Annotated in this window: 15 protein-coding genes; 4 read left to right on the forward strand and 11 right to left on the reverse strand. The window is 53.5% G+C overall.

Annotated elements, in window-relative coordinates:
• The 3 genes from T433_RS0100920 to T433_RS14255 all read right to left on the reverse strand — a co-directional run.
• Positions 1-276 (reverse strand): helix-turn-helix domain-containing protein (locus T433_RS0100920; RefSeq protein ID WP_027454494.1); only part of this gene is annotated, 276 nt, incomplete at its 3' end.
• A gap of 95 nt (positions 277-371) precedes the next feature.
• Positions 372-2,927, reverse strand: coding sequence for a family 78 glycoside hydrolase catalytic domain (locus T433_RS0100925; RefSeq protein ID WP_428837365.1), 2,556 nt, complete (start codon positions 2,925-2,927; stop codon positions 372-374).
• Between the two features lie 16 nt (positions 2,928-2,943).
• Positions 2,944-3,867, reverse strand: coding sequence for an AraC family transcriptional regulator (locus T433_RS14255; protein ID WP_044108969.1), 924 nt, complete (start codon positions 3,865-3,867; stop codon positions 2,944-2,946).
• Between the two features lie 232 nt (positions 3,868-4,099).
• Between T433_RS14255 and T433_RS0100935 the strand changes: the two genes are divergently transcribed.
• Positions 4,100-5,392 carry a sugar porter family MFS transporter gene (locus T433_RS0100935; RefSeq protein WP_027454496.1) on the forward strand — a complete coding sequence of 431 codons (1,293 nt, stop codon included), beginning with the start codon at positions 4,100-4,102 and terminating at the stop codon, positions 5,390-5,392.
• Between the two features lie 41 nt (positions 5,393-5,433).
• Complete coding sequence (locus T433_RS0100940; protein ID WP_027454497.1) at positions 5,434-8,760, forward strand: DUF5107 domain-containing protein; 3,327 nt, start codon at positions 5,434-5,436, stop codon at positions 8,758-8,760.
• A 471-nt stretch (positions 8,761-9,231) separates the two neighbouring features.
• Here T433_RS0100940 and T433_RS14260 read toward each other — a convergent pair whose 3' ends face one another.
• The gene (locus tag T433_RS14260; protein ID WP_081778294.1) at positions 9,232-10,488 is read right to left on the reverse strand and encodes a glycosyl hydrolase 53 family protein; all 1,257 of its coding nucleotides are present in this window, start codon (positions 10,486-10,488) and stop codon (positions 9,232-9,234) included.
• A 145-nt stretch (positions 10,489-10,633) separates the two neighbouring features.
• Between T433_RS14260 and T433_RS0100950 the strand changes: the two genes are divergently transcribed.
• Both T433_RS0100950 and T433_RS14265 read left to right on the forward strand, forming a co-directional pair.
• Positions 10,634-11,467 carry a sensor histidine kinase gene (locus tag T433_RS0100950; protein ID WP_081778295.1) on the forward strand — a complete coding sequence of 278 codons (834 nt, stop codon included), beginning with the start codon at positions 10,634-10,636 and terminating at the stop codon, positions 11,465-11,467.
• Between the two features lie 18 nt (positions 11,468-11,485).
• Positions 11,486-12,526, forward strand: a complete 1,041-nt coding sequence (locus tag T433_RS14265) for a ComEC/Rec2 family competence protein (protein WP_081778296.1) — start codon at positions 11,486-11,488, stop codon at positions 12,524-12,526.
• Here the strand turns inward: T433_RS14265 and rseP are convergent.
• The 7 genes from rseP to T433_RS0100990 are packed head-to-tail and all read right to left on the reverse strand — an operon-like array spanning position 12,500 to position 19,257.
• Positions 12,500-13,867 (reverse strand): RIP metalloprotease RseP, encoded by a 1,368-nt coding sequence (gene rseP, locus T433_RS0100960; protein ID WP_027454499.1) that lies wholly within the window; start codon positions 13,865-13,867, stop codon positions 12,500-12,502. The genes T433_RS14265 and rseP overlap by 27 nt on opposite strands.
• Positions 13,868-13,895: 28 nt before the next feature.
• Positions 13,896-15,041 carry a 1-deoxy-D-xylulose-5-phosphate reductoisomerase gene (locus tag T433_RS0100965; RefSeq protein ID WP_027449046.1) on the reverse strand — a complete coding sequence of 382 codons (1,146 nt, stop codon included), beginning with the start codon at positions 15,039-15,041 and terminating at the stop codon, positions 13,896-13,898.
• Positions 15,038-15,544: a ribosome maturation factor RimM gene (gene rimM, locus T433_RS0100970; protein ID WP_027449047.1), complete on the reverse strand. Its 507-nt coding sequence runs from the start codon at positions 15,542-15,544 to the stop codon at positions 15,038-15,040. The genes T433_RS0100965 and rimM overlap by 4 nt, the downstream gene beginning before the upstream one ends.
• On the reverse strand, positions 15,541-16,845 hold the full coding sequence (murA, locus tag T433_RS0100975; protein WP_027449048.1) for a UDP-N-acetylglucosamine 1-carboxyvinyltransferase: 1,305 nt from the start codon (positions 16,843-16,845) through the stop codon (positions 15,541-15,543). Before murA ends, rimM begins: the two co-directional genes overlap by 4 nt.
• Positions 16,846-16,859: 14 nt before the next feature.
• A complete protein-coding gene (locus T433_RS0100980; RefSeq protein WP_027449049.1) occupies positions 16,860-17,459 on the reverse strand; it encodes a DUF4290 domain-containing protein in 600 nt (199 codons plus the stop codon).
• Between the two features lie 3 nt (positions 17,460-17,462).
• Positions 17,463-18,152 carry a tRNA (adenosine(37)-N6)-threonylcarbamoyltransferase complex dimerization subunit type 1 TsaB gene (gene tsaB / locus T433_RS0100985; RefSeq protein ID WP_027454500.1) on the reverse strand — a complete coding sequence of 230 codons (690 nt, stop codon included), beginning with the start codon at positions 18,150-18,152 and terminating at the stop codon, positions 17,463-17,465.
• Between the two features lie 34 nt (positions 18,153-18,186).
• Positions 18,187-19,257, reverse strand: a complete 1,071-nt coding sequence (locus T433_RS0100990; RefSeq protein ID WP_044109026.1) for a glycoside hydrolase family 43 protein — start codon at positions 19,255-19,257, stop codon at positions 18,187-18,189.
• Positions 19,258-19,338: the final 81 nt, after the last annotated feature.

Consider the following 19,338-nt stretch of genomic DNA (forward strand, 5'->3'; position numbering starts at 1 on the left):
AGCACCATACTTTAATGAAGCTACATGCAAAGGTAAGTGATTTTCCTCAATATCAAGGACAATTTGGCTCTTTAATGCAAAATCGGCCTTGATAATCTCGCTTTTTCGCAAGCCTGACACACCATAACGCTGATACTTTGCCCATAGAACACGAAGCTGATTGTTATTAATACCATACTCAGTGCAGATAGAATGGATAGATCTGCCAGACTCCAACAGACGCATATATTTCAAACGGTCTGCATAATCATGTTTCTTTTGTTTCCTTCCAGACATAATAAAACCCCAAAAGTTTTTTGTCTAACTTTCGGGGTTCATATCAATGCATGCTCAGTGTACTTTTTTTATATGCTTTCTTTATCTTGTAAGTACTACTCTTGTACTTTTTTAATCTTGTAAGTACCACTCTTGTATTCTTTGGGCATAGTCTCTCCCGGCAGATAGACGGTGGCGGAAGCACCTTTGGGGATGGTGAACTGCCAGGTCCACTGTCCGTCCTTGTCGTAGTGCCAGTGGCTCTTGATGAGGCCGGCAGCCGACTGGTATTGAGCATCGAGATGACCTAAACGCTTGTCGGGTACGGGGCGCATGATGATATGCTTGAAACCAGGCTGTGTGGGGTCGGCAGCGATGCCGGCTACGGTCTCCCATATCCATTCGCACACGGCACCATAGGCATAGTGATTGAACGAGTTCATACCGCGAGGTCCCATGCCCTTGTCTTTCATATAGCTGTTCCAGCGCTCCCACATGGTGGTGGCACCATTGTCTATACTGTAAAGCCAGCTGGGGTTCTTGCGCTGGAAAAGCAGGTCGTAGGCGATGTCGGCCATGCCGTTGTCAGTCAGTGTGCCCATGATGATAGAGGTGCCGAGGAAGCCCGTCTGCAGACAGCCGTCATGGTCCTTGAAGTTCTGACGCAGACGTGCCACCATCTGCTGCTTGGCTTGTCCATCCACCAGGTGGTTCTTCAGGGCAAAAAGAGCGGGCGTCTGCATCGTGTTCAGTATCTGTGTTTTGAAGGTACCATCGGCATTGAGGAAGTGCTCCTGGGTGTAGGTCTTGGCGCGGATGGCCATCTCTTCGTAGGTCTTATAGTCGCGACCGGTGGCTTTTGCCATGTCGCGCATCATCTCGGCATCCATCTGCCAGTAGCAAGCACTGAGGTAGTTCCAGTATTCCACCGCCTCGGGCAGCGGACCATGGCTGTCGAAGGCCGTTCCGCCACAACTCTCCAGCGGTTCGTAGCTCAGCCAGTCGGCCCACTGGTAGTTGCCGTTCTGACTTACGAGGTCTTGATGGCGGTAGCAAGTGGCATTGACGCGATTGATGAAACGCTTCATAGACTCCCAGCTCTGGTTGATGATTTCGGTGTCGGCAAACTGTTTCCAGATGGTCCAGGGCACGATGATGCCGGCGTCGGTCCATCCCAGACGCATACACTCACCACCATATTGTGCCACGGGAGCCACGCCCGGGTAACCGCCCAGCGCATCCTGCGAGTCGCTCATGTCGCGCATCCATTTATGGAAGAACGTCTTCGTGTCGGCAAAGAAGGTGCCCGTTTCTGTAAACACCTGTGTGTCGGCCGTCCATCCCAGTCGTTCGTTGCGCTGCGGACAGTCGGTAGGCACCGACAGATAGTTAGAGCGCAGTCCCCACAGTGTGTTGGAGATAAGTCGGTTCACCAGTTCATGGCCGGTGCTGATGGTGCCAATCTCCAGATTCTTGTGGATGGAGGTGACGGGAACAGACCTCAGCGACTTGATGCACACGGTGGCTGTGGCCGAGATAGAAACATAGCGATAGCCGAAGAAGGTGGCACGAGGCTGATAGGTCTCATACTGACCATTGCCGGCAAAGGTGTAGTCCAATCGGAAACAGTTGTCATGCGCACGCAGGTTCTCACGATGTACGCTACCCTCGGACCCGTCCATGCCGCGACTGCGTGCACCGTTGCCGTCGTTCAGCAGTTCGCCCGGCAGACAGCTGAGGCGTGTGCCTGCAGCAGCCTTGAAGACAAAGGAAGGCACGGCGGCACAGTTCTGACCGAAGTCCACGATCAGTGTCTCGCCGGCATGCAGCGTGATGGCTTGGCCAGGCTCGAACGTCCGGTCGATGACCACCTTTCCATATTCGCCCTCGCGTGCGCCCGTTACCTCTTTCCATACGTAGGCCTGAACGGGACGTAGCGCCAGATCCTCGCGGGCATAGACCTCAGCACCGCAAGAGGGCAACACCTCCCCACGAAATTCATTGTTCTCCTCGGGTGCTGAAAACGCCTCGGGCGTGCAGAAGCCCTGGGCGATACGTGCATCGTAGGCCTCGCCATCATAGATGGCCGCATGCGTCACTGGCCCAGCGATACCCGCGTTCCAGTCCTGCAGGTTGGTGCCGTAAGTCTGCTTGCTGCCATCGGCATATTCAATCTCCAGGACGCCACGGAAAGCACACTTATGGCCAATCATGCCGTCAGTGCCCCACGGCGTGACAATCTTGTCGGCCCACCATCCCGGGGTGACCTGTGCCGAGAGCACATTGCGCTGACCCGCCTTCTTGAGAAAGACGTCGGTCACGTCGTAGGTGAACGAACGCTTGGTCTTCTCGCGATGTGTGAAACCGGGGCGCAGCACCTCCTCACCAATGCGCTTGCCGTTGACAAAGAGTTCCGACACGCCCAGTGATGCCGTCATCCACGTGGCCTTGCGCACCTTCTGCTCGTTGTCAATGGTGCACATAAACCAGTTGGCACCGTCTGCAGCGCGGCTGCCGTCTCTCACTTCGCCCGTCACAACAGGGGCGTTCTTCACTGAAATCCACTTCGACTTTTTCCAAGCCGAGGTGCTGAGCGCTTCTACGCGCTTTCCTGAAACATGGTGGCCATTAGCCATACAACTACTACTGACAGTCATGCTCATCATGACCATTGCCAAGCACCACACATTAAAGGTGTTCTTTTTCATCTTGGTTGTTTTTAGTTTGGTTTTGTTGATTAGGTTTGTTTTGTTGACGATATGTCGTGGGAGATACTCCCATGATTTTTGAGAAAAGGCGGGAGAAGTATAGGCTGTCTTCGAACCCCAGCTTGTAGCATATCTGGTTGACGTGCAGGTCAGTGCCCTCCAGCAGCTGACAGGCATGCCTGATCTTGAGTCTGTTGAAATAGGCCAGCGGACTGACGCCCGTCTTCCTCTTGAACTGAGCCGAGAAATAGCTCATCGAGAAGCCCACGTAATGCGTGACGTCCTGCAGTGTGATGCGCCGCTCGATGTTCTCTTCCATATAGTGGATGGCAGCCTCGACGATGTCAACCAGTTGGGGCGCCCGTCGCCACTGTTGCAAGTAGCGCATGGAGGCCAGATAGTAGTGCAACAGGCTGGAGGCATAGCGCAGGTCTTCAATCTCGTTGCCCGCCCGCAGCGTGTTGAGAATCTCGTCGAAGATGTTGTTGCGCTCGCTGATGTGCGAGTTGATAGCCACACCGATGGTCTGCGGCTTCTGTGCTCCCTCGGCATAGATGGCTGCATGCGCCCCTTTGAAGTGCACCCAATAGATGGTCCAGCGCTGTCCTTCGCACGACCCGTAAGAGTGGGGTACACCGGCCGGGAGAATAAAATACTGATTGCGCTCTACTTGATATTCCTTGTCGCCTACGCGATACCACCCCTTGCCATCGACGCAGTAGATGAGCACATACTGGTCGATGCCATTCTTGCGGCTGCGATAATGATGCTCAGCCATGGGATAGAAACCGATGTCGGTGATATACAGACTGCTGACCAGCGGGTCGCGTTCCTCTATATCTACGATCATAGGTGGTAGTATGATTGATTGTTCCCCAAGGAATCCGTCTTTTAGTTTTGGCATGATATACTATTTAGCGCTACAAAGGTAGGCATTATTTCTTTATGTTGACATGCGTGTGCGGCTAATAACCATAAGAATTAGAGAAAAATACTACAATAATTGATAAACGTGTGCGTTATTGAAGTAAAATAGTCCATATAAAGAAGAGAAAAGTCTATAAACTGGAATGCGGAAAATAGCTATCTTTGCACCGAAATTATAAACTAAATAACCAATAAACTATAAAAGCCTTATGCAAAATCACAGTAAAGGTTACATCTATTTCATCTGTATGGTGTCGGCCATGGGCGGTTTGCTCTTTGGCTACGACTGGGTGGTGATAGGTGGAGCCAAACCTTTCTACGAATTGTTTTTCTCGATTGCCGACAGTCCGTTGTATCAGGGCGTAGCCATGACATCGGCGCTGGTGGGCTGTCTGATGGGTGCCATGGTGGCAGGCGTTGCTGCCGACAGGTACGGACGCAAGCCGCTGCTGTTTACCTCAGCCGTGCTGTTCACCGTGTCTGCCGTGGCCACAGGCGCATTCAGTGACTTTACCTTGTTTAATATAGCCCGCCTCGTAGGAGGCATGGGCATCGGCGTGGCGTCGGCACTGGCTCCCATGTATATCGCGGAAGTCAGTCCGGCACATATCCGAGGCCGCATGGTGAGTCTCAACCAGATGACCATCGTGCTGGGCATCCTCGCTGCACAGGTCGTCAACATGTTGTTGGCGCGCGACTCGGCCGTGGCCGACAATCTGTCATGGAACGTGGAGTGGGGCTGGCGCTGGATGTTCTGGGCCGAGACCATACCTGCAGCCCTGTTCCTGTTGCTGAGCTGCTTCATCCCCGAAAGCCCTGTGTATTTAGAATTGAAGAGTGGAAGAATGGAAGGATTGAAATCTAAAGGAAAAAACTTCAATCCTTCAATCTTTCAACTTTTCAATTCTCCACAATACAGTAAGGTTCTGCTGCTTGGCCTGGTAATAGCTGTGTTCCAACAGTGGTGCGGCACCAACGTGATCTTCAACTATGCACAGGAGATCTTCACCAGTGCCGGTTTCGATGTAGATGGTATGTTTATCAATATCGTCATTACCGGTGTGGCCAATGTGGTGTTCACCTTCGTAGCCCTCTACACCATCGAGAAGTGGGGACGTCGCACGCTGATGCTGATGGGCGCCAGCGGACTGGCCCTGATCTACCTCACGCTGGGCACCTGCTACTACTTCGAGGTGAAAGGCCTGGTCATGGTGGTGCTGGTAGTGGCAGCCATCTCGGTCTATGCCATGACCCTGGGCCCGGTGACGTGGACGCTGCTGGCCGAGATATTCCCCAATCGCATCCGTGGTTTGGCCATGTCCATCTGCACGTTTGCCCTGTGGGTGGGCTGTTGCACGCTGACGTTCTCGTTCCCCTCGATGAATGCCGCCCTGGGCAGCAGCGGTTCGTTCTGGATCTATGCCGTGATCTGTGCCGGCGCACTGGTGTTCCTGTATCGCCGTTGTCCTGAGACCAAGGGAAAGCAGCTGGCAGAAGAGTAATAGAAACATTCATAAAAACAACATAGCATAACATAAAAAAAATGGTAAAAGCCTGGAGAGAGATGGTGACGATACCTACCTACGAGGTGGGACGTCCCGACAAGAACCCCATGTTCCTGGAGAAACGCGTGTATCAGGGGTCCAGTGGTGTGGTCTATCCTTATCCTGTGATAGAGAGCATCAGCAATGAGAAGGTGGACAAGGAATATAAGGCCGTCTATCTGGAGAACGAATATATCAAGGTGATGGTGCTGCCCGAGTTGGGCGGCAGGGTGCAGATGGCCTACGACAAGATAGCCCAGCGCCACTTTGTGTACTACAACCACGTCATCAAGCCTGCGCTGGTAGGTCTGGTAGGTCCCTGGATTTCGGGCGGTATAGAGTTCAACTGGCCCCAGCACCATCGTCCCACCACGTTTATGCCGGCCGACTGCACTATCGAGGAGCGCGAAGACGGTTCGGTATGTGTGTGGGTGAGCGAGATGGAGAAGATGTTCCACCAGAAGGGCATGGCCGGTTTTGTGCTGCGCCCGGGCTGTGCCTACCTGGAGATCCGTGGTGTGCTGTACAACCGCACCGACGTGCCACAGACCTTCCTCTGGTGGGCCAATCCCGCAGTAGAGGTGAACGACGCCTATCAGTCGGTGTTCCCACCCGACATCAATGCCGTGTTTGACCACGGAAAACGTGCCGTTTCATCGTTCCCCATCGCCACCGGCACCTATTATAAGATGGACTATTCGGCAGGTGTGGATATCTCCAACTATAAGAACATCTACGTGCCTACCTCGTATATGGGCGTGAACTCACGCTATAACTTCGAGGGTGGCTACGAGAACGACACCCACGCAGGCATGCTGCACGTGGCCAGTCATCACTTCTCGCCCGGAAAGAAACAATGGACCTGGGGCAATGGCGACTTCGGACGCGCCTGGGACCGCAACCTCACCGACGATATTGCCGACGACAAGGGTGATGCCGCATCTCACCTCTCACCTCTCACCGCCAACCTGAAAGAGGGCTTCCGTCCCTATATCGAGTTGATGGCCGGCGTCTATACCGAGAACCAGCCCGACTTCTCGTGGCTCATGCCTTATGAGGAGAAGCAGTTTGTGCAGTACTTCATGCCCTATCGCGAGTTGGGCGTGGTGAAGGAAGCCTCTAAAGACCTCTTGGTGAATGTAGATCTGACCGAGGATGCCGAGGGCCAGCAGCGCACCATGATGAAGGTGTTTGCCACCTCGCGTCAGCAGGTGAGACTCGTGCTGGCAACAGACGCTGGCGAGGTGCTCTATGACGAGGAAAAAGAGCTCACACCCGAGGCCGTGCTGACCGAGACCTTCCCGCTGACCGACCTGCAAACCCTGAACCTCTGCATCTACAAGCGCATGTACAACAACACCGAGCGCTGCGTGCTGCAATGGCATGCCGAGCCCGATGAGATCCGCCCCATACCCGACAGTGCCGAAGCAGCGTTGCTGCCCGAACAGATCAAGACCAACGAGCAGTTGTATCTCACAGGTCTGCATCTGGAGCAGTATCGCCACGCCACGTGGAGTCCGCTGGACTACTACGAAGAGGCACTTCGACGCGATCCTAACGACATCCGCTGTCTCAACGCCATGGGACTGTGGTACATCCGTAAGGGACGCTTCGCACTGGCCGAGACCTATTTGCGCAAGGCCGTGAAACTGTCGCAGAAGCGCAATCCTAACCCCTACGACAGTGAGCCCATCTACAACCTGGCGCTGGCGCTGAAGTATCAGCAGCGCTACGATGAGGCCTACGAGCTCTTCTGGAAAGCCACATGGAGCAAGGCGTGGGCCGACGCAGGCTTCTTTGAGGCCGCCAAGATCAGTGCCCGACAGGGTCGCTATGATGAGGCCATCGACGAACTGGACCGTTCGCTGGTGTTCAACGCCCACAACCAGAAAGCGCTGGCACTGAAGGCTGCCGTGCTTCGCCGCATGGGCAAGACCGACTGTGCCGAGCACGTGTGCGAGGCAGCGCTGAAGACTGATCTCTTCAACTATGGTTGTCGCTACGAGCAGTATCTCATCAGCAATAGTCAGGCTACGCTCGACGAACTGCAAGGACTGATGCAGGGACTGGCCAAGAACTACGACGAGCTGGCGCTCGACTATCAGGCTGCCGGTCTCGACGACGAGGCGATGGCCATCTGGCAACTGGCCATCGAGGCTAAGGCCGTCACACCGATGACCTATTATTATATGGGCTTTATCGCCGAACAGCAGCAGGCCGACGGTACTCCCTACTTCGAACAGGCCGAGAAGGTATGCCCCGACTATTGCTTCCCCAACCGACAGGAGGATGTTATCGTGCTGGAAGCGGCTAAGAAGCACGGTTGTGCCTTGGCGCCCTACTACCTGGGTTGCCTCTATTATGCAGCCCGTCAGTATGACTTGGCAGTGGAAAACTGGGAGATGGCCAGCCAGCGCAATGCCGACTTCCCAACGGTGTGGCGCAACCTGGCGCTGGCTTACTTCAACAAGCAGCACCGCGAGGCCTTAGCGCTGGAGTGCATGGAGCGCGCCTTCCATCTCGACGAGAGCGATGCACGCGTGCTGATGGAACTGGATCAACTCTATAAGCGCCTGCATCGTCCGCACATGGAGCGCCTGCAGTTCTTGCAGCGCTATCCGCAGCTCATCGCCCAGCGCGACGACCTGGTGCTGGAGGAGATCACCCTGCTGAACCAGGTGGGCCGCTATGAGGAAGCCATGAAGAAGTTGGATGCCCACATCTTCCACCCATGGGAGGGCGGTGAAGGCAAGGTGCCTGCGCAGTATCAGATCTGTCGTGTGGAGCTGGCTAAGCAGTTGCTGAAGGCAGACCCGCAGTCGGCCAAGGCTAAGAGATTGTTGGAGGAATGCTTGGTTTACCCCGCTCACTTAGGCGAGGGAAAACTCTACGGTGCTCAGGATAATGACTTCCTCTACTTCCTGGGACGCTACGAGGAAGGCACCGCTGGCCCCACCGAGCCCGCTGCAGCGATGTATTATAATGATGCCAAGCCCGACAAGATTTTCTATGCAGGGTTGTGTTATCGCAAACTGGGACAGGAAGACAAGGCCCGCGGACTGTTTAATAAGTTGATCAACTATGGCAAACAGCACATCTTCGAGCATCAGGTGATGGACTATTTCGCCGTGTCGCTGCCTGACCTCCTGATATGGGAAGACTCGCTCGACCTGAAAAACCAGATCCACTGTAAGTATATGCTGGCCTTGGGCTATTACGGTCTGGGCGACAAAGCACATGCCTTGCGCTATCTCAGTGAGGTGGAAGCCCTTGACAACAACCATCAGGGCATCCAGCAGTTTAGGTCATTAATCAACCTATTATAATTTCTGTCTTTTGAAATAGGCAGCCGCTGTTTGTGTCACCACAAAGAGCGCTGCCTATTTTTGTAACCCCCTCCTCACCTCCCCGAGGGGAGGGATTGGTTCTTTTATGCTTTTGTTTGGGAAGAATGAAGGGCCTGTTCTTTCTCTTTTGAGAGGTAAGAGAAAGAGTTTAAAACACCAGTAGTTTTACTTTTGATTTTGTTCCAGCCCCTGGAATGGTCTATTCCAGCCCCTGGATGGGGTGGATCTAGCCCCTAGAATGAGCGCATCCAGCCCCTGGATAGCGAACTTCCAGGGGCTGGATGCGGATCAAAACTTACCGAATTAGAAGTCAATACTGGCACTATTAGAAGTCAATACTGCCACTCTTAGGAAATGAAACGGCTGCTTTTGCGATGCGAAACCATAGCTTTTATGGGGTTAGGTAGCGGCGGTTATGCTCTGAAACCTACGAAACAGGCTACTTGTTGCTTATTTGAAACTCTGAAGCTCGTAGAGTGCATCCAAAGCCTTGCCCGTGTTGTTGTCGAAAAGACTAGCGTTATACCAATCTGTGTTCAGGTTGCCAGTGGCGCCCTTGGCATTGGCCTCGGCCCACCACCACGACAGACCATTCACCTGTGGATGACTCTTCAAAAGAGAAATCAAATCTGTGGTGTATTTCTTCTGTCCTTCGTTGGAGTAGGGGTAGGTGCTCTGCAAATCAGTTGTAGTGCCCGGTACGACCCATTTCCATGGATAGCCGGTTTCCACAATCTGGATGTCTTTGCCATATTTCTTGTTTTCCAGCGTAGTAAGGGTGTTTTCTAAAACAGACAGAGCCCCATGGAAGTAGGGATAGTAACTCAGACCGATGATGTCGAAGTCAATCTGGGCCTCCTTCATGCGGTCGAAGTAATCTGTCAATACGTTGACCTTTGGCACGCGCTCGCTGTGTAGGATGATCTTGGCCTGCGGACAAACCTCGCGACAGGCTTTGCTTGCCTCGCGCAGCAAGTCGAAGAAGCGATTCCAATTGTCAGCAGAACTCGTGGAATAACAGCGGTTGGCCGAGGTACCCTTGGCACCCCATAACATGCCATAGCTAATCTCGTTGCCAGTCTGGATGAAGTCGGGTGCAGCACCATTGTCTTTCAGCTGTTGCAGACAGTCGCGGGTGTATTCATAGAGCTTTGTCTTCAGCTGGTCGTCGTTGAGCGATTGCCAGTCTTGTGGTGTCCACTGCTTGCTAGGGTCGGCATAGGTGTCGCTATAGTGGAAGTCGAGCATGAACAGCATGCCGGCATCCTTGATGCGCTTTCCCAGTGTAGTCACGAAGTCGAGATCTTGGACCACCTCTTTCTTGTTGACATCGTCGGTGATGGCCTGGCCTTTTACCGGGTCAACGAACAGACGCACACGGATGGTGTTCCAACCTTGTTCCCTGACGAAAGACACCAGGTCGGTAATGGCATTGCCATTCTTGTCTTTGAACTGAGCCCCCTGCTCTTCGTATTTGGGTAGCAGGGATATGTCGCCACCAACGTACTTCAACGCTGGCACATGCATGGTGATGCTGTCTATGGTATTAGTCTGGATATTGCCATTCAGCGTGGAGCCATTGTTGGAAAACGTCACCTGACTAGCTGTGCGCGTGTCGCCTTGAGTGCAGAGATAGAATGATTGTGCGTGCGATAGACCGACACTCGTCATGATAAAAAATAGAAGGGTTAATTTGCGTAGATTCATTGTTAGTGTGTTTTAAGTGATTTTCTTCTGTTGGCAAAATTACTATTTTTTTCAATATTCGAACGTAAAATATTGTTCTATTTTAGTTAAAACTCCTAAAATTTTTGCGGATACTTAATTTTTTTTCTACTTTTGCAATAACCTAATGAGATCAACGATGAACTGGGAACTCATTTTTTACATATCACTCTTTGTTTATATCTTCGTCTATATCATGGGACGAAGGAACTTGATGCGCACCATTTGGAAGCGCAATCATCAGTTGCGTATCGCACTCGACCGTGCAGAAGAATCCGACCGCATGAAGTCGGCCTTCATCCGCTCGATGAGTCATGAGATACGAACACCCCTCAATGCTATTAATGGTTTCTCGCAGGTGCTCTGTCTGAACGGCATGGACCTGAGCGAGCATGAGCGTATGGAGCTGGAACAGCGCATATCGACGAATGTGGAGATCATCACCGTGATCATCAACGAACTGCTGGAGCTGGCCCACGGCGAGAGTATCGTGGTGGAACAGGAGCGCACGCCGATGCGCGTGAACGAGGTGTGCAAGAATGTGTTGAACCTGGCCAAGGCTTCCCAGCGTAAGGATCTGATGTTCTCGTTCGAGAGCGAGTTGCCCGACGACTACATCATCAATAGTAATCCGAACATCGTGACCGAGATATTGAATAAGGTGCTCAACAATGCCGTGAAGTTTACGGAGGAGGGTGGCATCACGTTGGGCTGCCGATTGCACGAGTTCAACCTCCAGATCACAGTCACCGACACGGGTATCGGCATACCAGTGGATAAGTTTGACGAGGTGTTCGAGAACTTTGTCAAGTTGAACGAATATAGCGAGGGCGTAGGACTGGGGCTGCCCATCAGTCGTCGTCTTGCCGAGGCGCTGCACGGTAAGTTGTATATCGACCGTACGTATTACGAGGGCACACGCTTTGTCCTGGAGCTGCCCATCAAACCATTGGAAGAGTAAACACACGTGAACAGCGGCATGAGGCGATTGCATTTCACAGCACTATTGGGACTCACCATTTGTATGATGGTGGGTCTCATTTTGTATAATAGCTTCCACCCGGCCGACGAGCAGGCGCGGCACGCTTCACAGGCTCCTTCTGCGCACAAAATGATGGATAACTATCGTCACCAGATGGCTGCACGATATGCCACGCTGACCACCGATGAGGCCGACCGCAGTGTGCTGGCGGCGATGACACTGGGCGAAAAGAAAGGGGTGAGCCGCGAACTGAGGCGAATTTATGCAGTGACGGGAGCTGCTCATGTGCTGGCGCTGAGCGGATTGCATCTCAGCATCATCTATATGTTGCTGATGAGGCTGACGCTGAACAGACAGCGGAGCATATTGGTGCAGACGCTGATCCTCTCGATGGTGTGGGGCTACACGCTGCTCACGGGCCTGGCCACGAGCACGGTGCGTTCTGCTATCATGCTGACCGTCTATTCGCTGCTGTCGCTGGGTGGGCGGCGCGGCCAACCGCTCAACGTGTTGGCACTGACGGCCCTGATCCTGATGCTGGCCGACCGCACGGTGGTGTATGACATCGGTTTCCAGTTGTCGTTTGCAGCGGTATTGTCCATCATCTTCATCACGTCTGTGGTCGATGAACTGGTGGATAAGAGCTGGATGATGGCGCATCCGCTTGTCAAATGGATGTGGGATTTGATGGTAGTGTCGGTAGCTGCGCAGATAGGCGTGGCGCCGCTGTTGGCCTATCATTTCGGTACGTTCTCCCCCTATTTCCTGTTGACCAACCTCATAGCTATTCCTTCGGTCACCGTCATCCTGTATCTGGCATTGATTTTCTGGGTGACACCCTTCGATGTGGTCGGTGAGCTGCTGGTGGGAGTGGTACATATATTAAATAAGGTACTTGCGCTGTTGGCACAAATACCTTATTCAGTGATTGACAATCTGCATCCTTCAGTAGTGCAGACCATACTTATCTATGTGGGCTTTGGATGCTGGTATGCAGCCGTCCTAAAGCTCTTACAGAAGTCTCAAAATATCGTTTAGGTTGGCAACGATCATCAGCAGGATGACAATGCCGAAACCTACATACTCTGCGCGTATCATGAAGGCCTCAGAGGGCTTGCGGTGTGTGATCATCTCGTAGATGAGGAACAGCACGTGACCACCGTCGAGAGCTGGGATAGGCAGGATGTTCATGAAGGCCAGGATGATGCTGAGGAAAGCCGTCATCAGCCAGAACTGATGCCAGTTCCAAGTGGCAGGGAACAGGTTGCCAATGGTGCCGAAGCCGCCGAGCGACTTGACGCCGTCAGAGGTGAAGACATACTTCAGGTCGTCCACATACGAGGCAAGCACGTTCCAACCGTACTTTATACCAGCGGGGAAGCTCTCAAAGAAGCTATACTCGGTGGTGACAGGCTCGTAGATAGCCTTTGGCGAGAAGCCAAGTTTCATCTCGGAATTCAATGTGGTGCTGGCGCGGTACGTGCGGCCCTGCTGACGATAGACGAGGGTGATAGCACGGGCAGCCAACTGCTCTTGTGGTGTCTGTGCGGCTTTGAACACATCGCTCATTCTGCCAATCTCATCTACAAACTGATTGTAGGAGTTGATGGCCTTGCCATTGATGCTCAGCAATACGGCACCTTTCTGAAGACCGGCGGCAGCAGCTGCTGTGTTGGGCAGTACGCTATCGACCACGGCAGGAAGATAGGCACGACAGAAGATGGGTGCCGACTGAATCATCTCCAGCAGGTTCAGGTCGCCGGGCAGGGTGACGGTGGCAGGCTGTCCTTGGCGCAGCACGTCCACCTGCTTTGCTTCTGAGATAGAGCGGAACAGGTCGCTGCCAAACTTCTCGAAGGGTTGGCCGTCTGCAGCCAGCAGGACGTCGCCATCCTTGAAGCCAAGTTCGTGGGCCTGCTTGTTGAACTCCATGCCTTGTGTCATCTCGCTGACGGGTACATACGACTCGCCCCAAGTGTAGAGCACCATAGAATAGATGAACAGCGCCAGGATGAAGTTGACCAGCACACCGCCAATCATGATGAACAGGCGCTGCCATGCTGGCTTAGCGCGAAACTCCCAGGGCTGCACGGGCTGCTTCATCTGCTCGGTGTCGAAACTCTCGTCGATCATACCGGCAATCTTGCAGTAGCCTCCCAGGGGAAGCCAACCGATGCCGTACTCGGTGTCGCTCTTCTTAGGCTTAAACTTGAGAAGGGCGCCTTTCCATTTGGCGATGCTGACGTCGAAAAAGAGGTAGAACTTCTCTACGCGTACGCCAAAGAGCTTAGAGAAGAAAAAGTGGCCTCCTTCGTGAAGGAGCACAAGCAGTCCGATGGCAAGCATGAACTGCAGGAGTTTTATGAGAAATACTTCCATGTTGTTCTTGTTGGGTGTTTGTGGTTAATTATAAGAGCTCCGTGGCGATGCGACGTGCCTCGGCATCGGAGTTGAGATAGTCTTCGTAGGTGGGGGCCTTCACAAAGGTGGCGCGCTGCATGGTCTGGGCAATGATGTCGCCCATCTGCAGGAATCCGCAACGGTCCTCGAGGAAGGCGCGGTTCACGATCTCGTTGGCTGCATTGACAATACAGGGCATGTTGCCTCCCTGACGAATGGCTTCGTAGGCCATGGCCAGACAGCGGAACTTGTTGAGGTCGGGCTCGAAGAACTCGAGGGGCTGCTTGAACAAGTCCAGGCGCTGACCGCTGAGGGGCAGACGCTGTGGGAAGGAGAAGGCATATTGGATGGGTAAGCGCATGTCGGGCACGCCGAGCTGTGCTTTCACCGAACCGTCCTGGAACTGTACGGCTGAGTGTACGATGCTCTGGGGGTGTACCAATACCTGTATCTGCGAAGCCTCGACGCCAAAGAGCCATTTGGCTTCAATCACCTCGAAGCCCTTGTTCATCATCGAAGCAGAGTCGATAGTGATCTTGGCGCCCATATCCCAGGTGGGATGACGCAGTGCATCAGCCTTGGTGACGTGTGCAATCTCTTCCATGCTCTTCAAGCGGAAAGGACCGCCCGAGGCTGTCAGCAGAATCTTGTCGATGGGGTTGTTGTCCTCGCCCACCAGGCTCTGGAAGATGGCAGAATGCTCACTGTCAACAGGCAGGATGGAGGCGCGGTTCTCAAGGGCCAGCTTGCAGATCAGTTCACCGGCCACCACCAGTGTCTCTTTGTTGGCCAGACAGATGGTCTTATGAGCCTTGATGGCATGGATGGTGGGAGAAAGGCCGGCAAAACCAACCATGGCGGTCAGAACCATGTCGATAGGACCTGCTTCCACAATCTCGTCGAGCGCACGCGCACCGGCATAGACCTTCACGTCGGGCATGTCGCTCATCAGCTGTTTGAGTTCTTCGTAGCGAGCTTCGTTGGCAATGACAACGGCAGCAGGCTTGAATTTATGGGCCTGCTGAGCCAGGAGCTCCACTTTATTGTTGGCCGTCAGGCAATACACCTCGTAGAGGTCGGCATGCTCCTCGATGACTTCAAGGGCTTGTGTGCCGATAGAGCCTGTAGAACCAAGAATTGCTATTTGTTTCATATGTCAAAGATGCCCTGAGGCAGGGCCATTGTTATTGTTTTCTTGTTTTGATCAATTGCTGTGATAAGATCCTCGGAGGCGGGGATGAGTTGTCCGTCTTCCAGACAAAACAGGATATTGATGGTGGAATCGTCGATGCTGGCAATGCGTCCCACCGTCTTCTGACTGTCGTGGTCGATGATAGAAAAGCCAACAAGGAAGGTCCAGGTGATGTCCTCCTGATCTTCGTTCATGTCGCGTGGCAGGAACACATCGCAGTTGGTCAGTTCCTTTGCGCGCTCAAGTGTGTCGATGTCGCAGAACTTCACCAGCGCGGTGGAGTCGGAACGGAAACGGTATTCTTCCATGAAGAACGGCACCAGGATGCCATCGACCTCCAGGATGAGGTAGTCGGCATCGGCACGGTCGAAGATGTCGTCATCGAACATGAAGCTGATTTCGCCCTTCACGCCGTGCGCCTTTCCCAGTTTTCCTATCTTATAGACGTCTTCTTTGCGTATCATATGCGTTGAATCTTTGCGCCAAGGGCATTCAGGCGTCCTTCAATATTCTCGTAACCGCGGTCTATCTGCTCAATATTATCGATGCGGCTCACGCCTTTGGCGCTCATGGCAGCGATGAGCAGGGCGATACCTGCACGGATGTCGGGACTCGACATGCGGCCACCACGAAGCTGAAGCTTGCGGTCGTGACCCACGATCACCGCGCGATGGGGGTCGCAAAGAATGATCTGTGCGCCCATGTCGATGAGCTTATCGACAAAGAACAGACGACTCTCAAACATCTTCTGGTGCACCAGCACAGAACCGCGTGCCTGTGTGGCCACGGTGATCAGCACCGAAAGGAGGTCGGGCGTCAGGCCAGGCCAGGGTGCATCGGCAAGTGTGAGGATGGTGCCGTCAATAAAAGACTGTATCTCGTAGTGACGCATGCGGGGGATGAAGAGGTCGTCGCCCTCTTCCTTCACCTTGATACCCATGCGACGGAACGTGTCGGGGATGATACCAAGGTCTTTGATAGAGACGTCCTTGATGCGTATGCCATCGCCAACCATGGCTGCCATACCAATGAATGAGCCTACCTCAATCATGTCGGGCAGGATGCGGTGGGTGGTGCCATGAAGGTGGTCAACGCCCTCGATGGTGAGCAGGTTGGATGCAATGCCGCTGATGCGTGCGCCCATGCTGTTCAGCATCTTGCAGAGCTGCTGCAGGTAGGGTTCGCATGCTGCGTTATAAATCGTTGTAGTACCTTTGGCCAGAACGGCAGCCATGACAATGTTGGCCGTACCGGTGACCGAAGCTTCGTCGAGCAACATATAGGTGCCTTTCAAGCGTGTGGCAGCTATCTCGTAAACGTTGCGTTCGGCTACGTGGTTGAACTGTGCTCCCAAGCGCTGGAAGCCCAGGAAGTGGGTGTCCAGACGGCGGCGGCCAATCTTGTCACCACCGGGTTTGGCGATGATGGCCTTACCCATACGTGCCAGCAGTGGTCCAATCATCATGACTGAGCCACGCAGTTGGGCACATTTCTGTACGAACTCGTCGCTCTCCAGGTACTTCAGGTCCAGGTCGTCTGCCGTGAACGTATAGGTGGAGGGTTGGTCTTCCACAACCTTCACGCCGATATCCTTCAGCAACTGTATGAGATTCATCACGTCACGGATGTGAGGGATGTTGCTGATTGTGACAGGCTCGCTGGTGAGCAGAGACGCACAGATGACTTGCAGGGCCTCGTTCTTGGCACCTTGAGGAATAATGGTTCCGCTGAGCAGATGACCTCCTTCTATTTGAAATGCTGACATGGGCAGGGGGCTGTTTACTTCTTTCTCTTGTTATTACGTTTGGGCTCCTCGTTCATCTTCACGGGGGTGAAGGTGAAGTTTGCAAGGTCGAGCTGAATGACGCCATCGGTGAAACGGGCCAGATCATCGGCCACTTTCTCGTTGTCCATCGAACCGCGTCCCCACAAGGCGAGGTCGCGCTTCATCTGGTTGGCGGTCAGGCGGGTCAGCTCGTCGCGCTCTTCGCCGGGCTCCATGGTCTTCAACTTCTGGAAGAGCTCCTCCACCAGGTGGCCATAGTGGCGCAGGTGGGTGTGCTCTTGTGGAATGGCCATGGGCTTTGGCTTGGCATTGATGACGTCAGCATTGCTGATGTCAAAGGGCCAGTCGATGTCCAGCTGTTTGTGACTCATCAGATAGAGGTGGTCCCAGAGAGCTTGTTCATAGTCGGCATTGTCGCGTATGTGGGGAATCTTGGTCTCCATCAGGCGAACGATGGTCTTAGCACAGCGCAGACGCTCCTCTCGTGTGGGGAGTGTTACGGCGTGGTCCACCATCTTCTGAATCTCCCTGCCGTATTCCGGAAGCAGCAATGCTTCGCGTTGGGTGTTATAATCTAATCCTTTTATTTCCATATTCTAAATCAGCTTTGATGGCATCTTGGCTACGTAGTCTTTCAGATAGAAAGGCACAAAGTAGGCCACGTCTTCTACCTGCTCGCTCAGCAGTCGGCGCTCGGCCAGGGGCTGCATCCATTTGGCGAGTGGCTCGATGCTATCGATGTAATGTGCGTTGGGGTGCTGTATGATGTCCATGCATTTCTTGGCACCATTGCCAAAGAAATAGACGGGCTGCTTGTCTAAGTACTCACGATAGGTGTCGGCATCTACCACGTCGGCACGCACTTCGCGCACGGGCTTCAGTGCACGGTCGTAGAGGCCGGCATAGACCTCCATGCGGCGTGCGTCGAGCATGGGGCAGAGGAGAGCGCCCTCGGGAACCAGCTCTCTCAGCAGTACGGGTACGCACAGCAGTTCCAGGGTGGGGACGGCAATCAGCTTCAGGTTGCGGCCATAGCAGATGCCTTTAGCCATCGAGACACCGATGCGAAGACCGGTATAGGAACCAGGACCGCAGCTCACGGCTACGGCATCGAAGGGGATGGCATGATTATCGGTGAACGAGAGGGCCTCGTCAACCATGGTGCCCAGTCGCTCAGCATGGTTAGGACCGGAATGGTCGTCCTGCTGGAAAATGACATGGGAGTCTTCGCTCACAGCTACAGAGCAAACGTCCGTGCTTGTTTCAATATGCAGTATGCATGACATAATATTCTTGTTGTCTTGCTTTTTATAGGGTTTGTTATTTCTTGTTTTGTTGGTCAGACCACTTCTTCAGGCGCTTATACTCCTTCTTGGTCAGACGCATGAATGAACCATGCTGAGGCGCCGTGACGCCCTCAATATCTACAGGGTCGCGGAAGTTGCGCAGGTTCTCGTCGGCCTGGCAGATGCGGTAGTGCTTGGGGCGGTCGCTATACTGGATATAAGCTACGCGCCAGGTCTTGTCGCCTATCAGTTGGAAAGCACTTGAGCCTTCGCACTTCTTCTTTCCTTCAAACGATACATAGTCGTTTTCTACCGGTTCGCCCCAGCCGTGGGTGAGGTGCTTCGACGTGGCGGTATAGATGCCAGGCTTGCCACCTTCTTTCTTGATCAGCATGTGATAGAGTCCGTCGGGCAGCAGGTTGATGTCGGCATCGATGGTGGCATAGCCCCAGTCGAACAGCAGTCGGGGCTGGGTCAGCTTCGTAAACGACTTGTCGGCATAGCTGTAGTACATGCGGTCGTAGGCCTCTTCGGCGCGGTTCCACATAGAGTAGTAGATGAAGTAGCCGCCTTTCTCGCCATTCTCCCAGGTATAGTTGGGATCCCAGAAAATCTGTGGTGCCCATACGCGGTTGATGGTGCTCCAGTTCTTATAGACGCTGGTGGCATTGGCATCCGAGAAGATGCTGGTGCCCTGGCGATAGTCGAAGGTGACGCTGGTCCAGTGGATCAGGTCGTCGCTTTTCAGCAGGTCGATGCCGTAGTTGTCCCACACATGACTCTTGGCCACACACATGTCGGTGGTCACCATCACAAAGCCTTTGCCATCGTAGCTGCGTGTGATGTAGGCATCACGCTGGCCGCCCTCTATGCGGGCATGCTCTTTAGGGTCCATGATGGCCTTGCCGTCCAGCACATCCTCGTAGTGGTAGCCATCTCGGCTCAGGGCGTATGCCGTGTACTCACCTTGGTCACTCATGTGACAATACAGGTAACCGTAGTTACCTTTCTGGATGTTTTGGGCATTGGCTGACGGTGTGGCTATAATCAGTATAGCGATAATACTTAGTATGTTGCAGAATCTATTCCAGTTTCTTACATCCATTTTAAGCAGTCTTTTAATAATGTTCTTCTGTAACTTTGCTGCAAAAATACACATTTTCTATTGAATAGCCAAAGAATAGTC

Origin of the sequence: Xylanibacter brevis ATCC 19188 (assembly GCF_000621725.1) — a bacterium.
GTDB lineage: Bacteria > Bacteroidota > Bacteroidia > Bacteroidales > Bacteroidaceae > Prevotella > Prevotella brevis.

Coding starts and splice junctions, on each gene's coding strand:
- T433_RS0100925 (WP_428837365.1), bottom strand. CDS start 2,927: ATGGTCATGATGAGCATGACTGTCAGTAGTAGTTGTATGGCTAATGGC.
- T433_RS14255 (WP_044108969.1), bottom strand. CDS start 3,867: ATGCCAAAACTAAAAGACGGATTCCTTGGGGAACAATCAATCATACTA.
- T433_RS0100935 (WP_027454496.1), top strand. CDS start 4,100: ATGCAAAATCACAGTAAAGGTTACATCTATTTCATCTGTATGGTGTCG.
- T433_RS0100940 (WP_027454497.1), top strand. CDS start 5,434: ATGGTAAAAGCCTGGAGAGAGATGGTGACGATACCTACCTACGAGGTG.
- T433_RS14260 (WP_081778294.1), bottom strand. CDS start 10,488: ATGAATCTACGCAAATTAACCCTTCTATTTTTTATCATGACGAGTGTC.
- T433_RS0100950 (WP_081778295.1), top strand. CDS start 10,634: ATGAGATCAACGATGAACTGGGAACTCATTTTTTACATATCACTCTTT.
- T433_RS14265 (WP_081778296.1), top strand. CDS start 11,486: ATGAGGCGATTGCATTTCACAGCACTATTGGGACTCACCATTTGTATG.
- rseP (WP_027454499.1), bottom strand. CDS start 13,867: ATGGAAGTATTTCTCATAAAACTCCTGCAGTTCATGCTTGCCATCGGA.
- T433_RS0100965 (WP_027449046.1), bottom strand. CDS start 15,041: ATGAAACAAATAGCAATTCTTGGTTCTACAGGCTCTATCGGCACACAA.
- rimM (WP_027449047.1), bottom strand. CDS start 15,544: ATGATACGCAAAGAAGACGTCTATAAGATAGGAAAACTGGGAAAGGCG.
- murA (WP_027449048.1), bottom strand. CDS start 16,845: ATGTCAGCATTTCAAATAGAAGGAGGTCATCTGCTCAGCGGAACCATT.
- T433_RS0100980 (WP_027449049.1), bottom strand. CDS start 17,459: ATGGAAATAAAAGGATTAGATTATAACACCCAACGCGAAGCATTGCTG.
- tsaB (WP_027454500.1), bottom strand. CDS start 18,152: ATGTCATGCATACTGCATATTGAAACAAGCACGGACGTTTGCTCTGTA.
- T433_RS0100990 (WP_044109026.1), bottom strand. CDS start 19,257: ATGGATGTAAGAAACTGGAATAGATTCTGCAACATACTAAGTATTATC.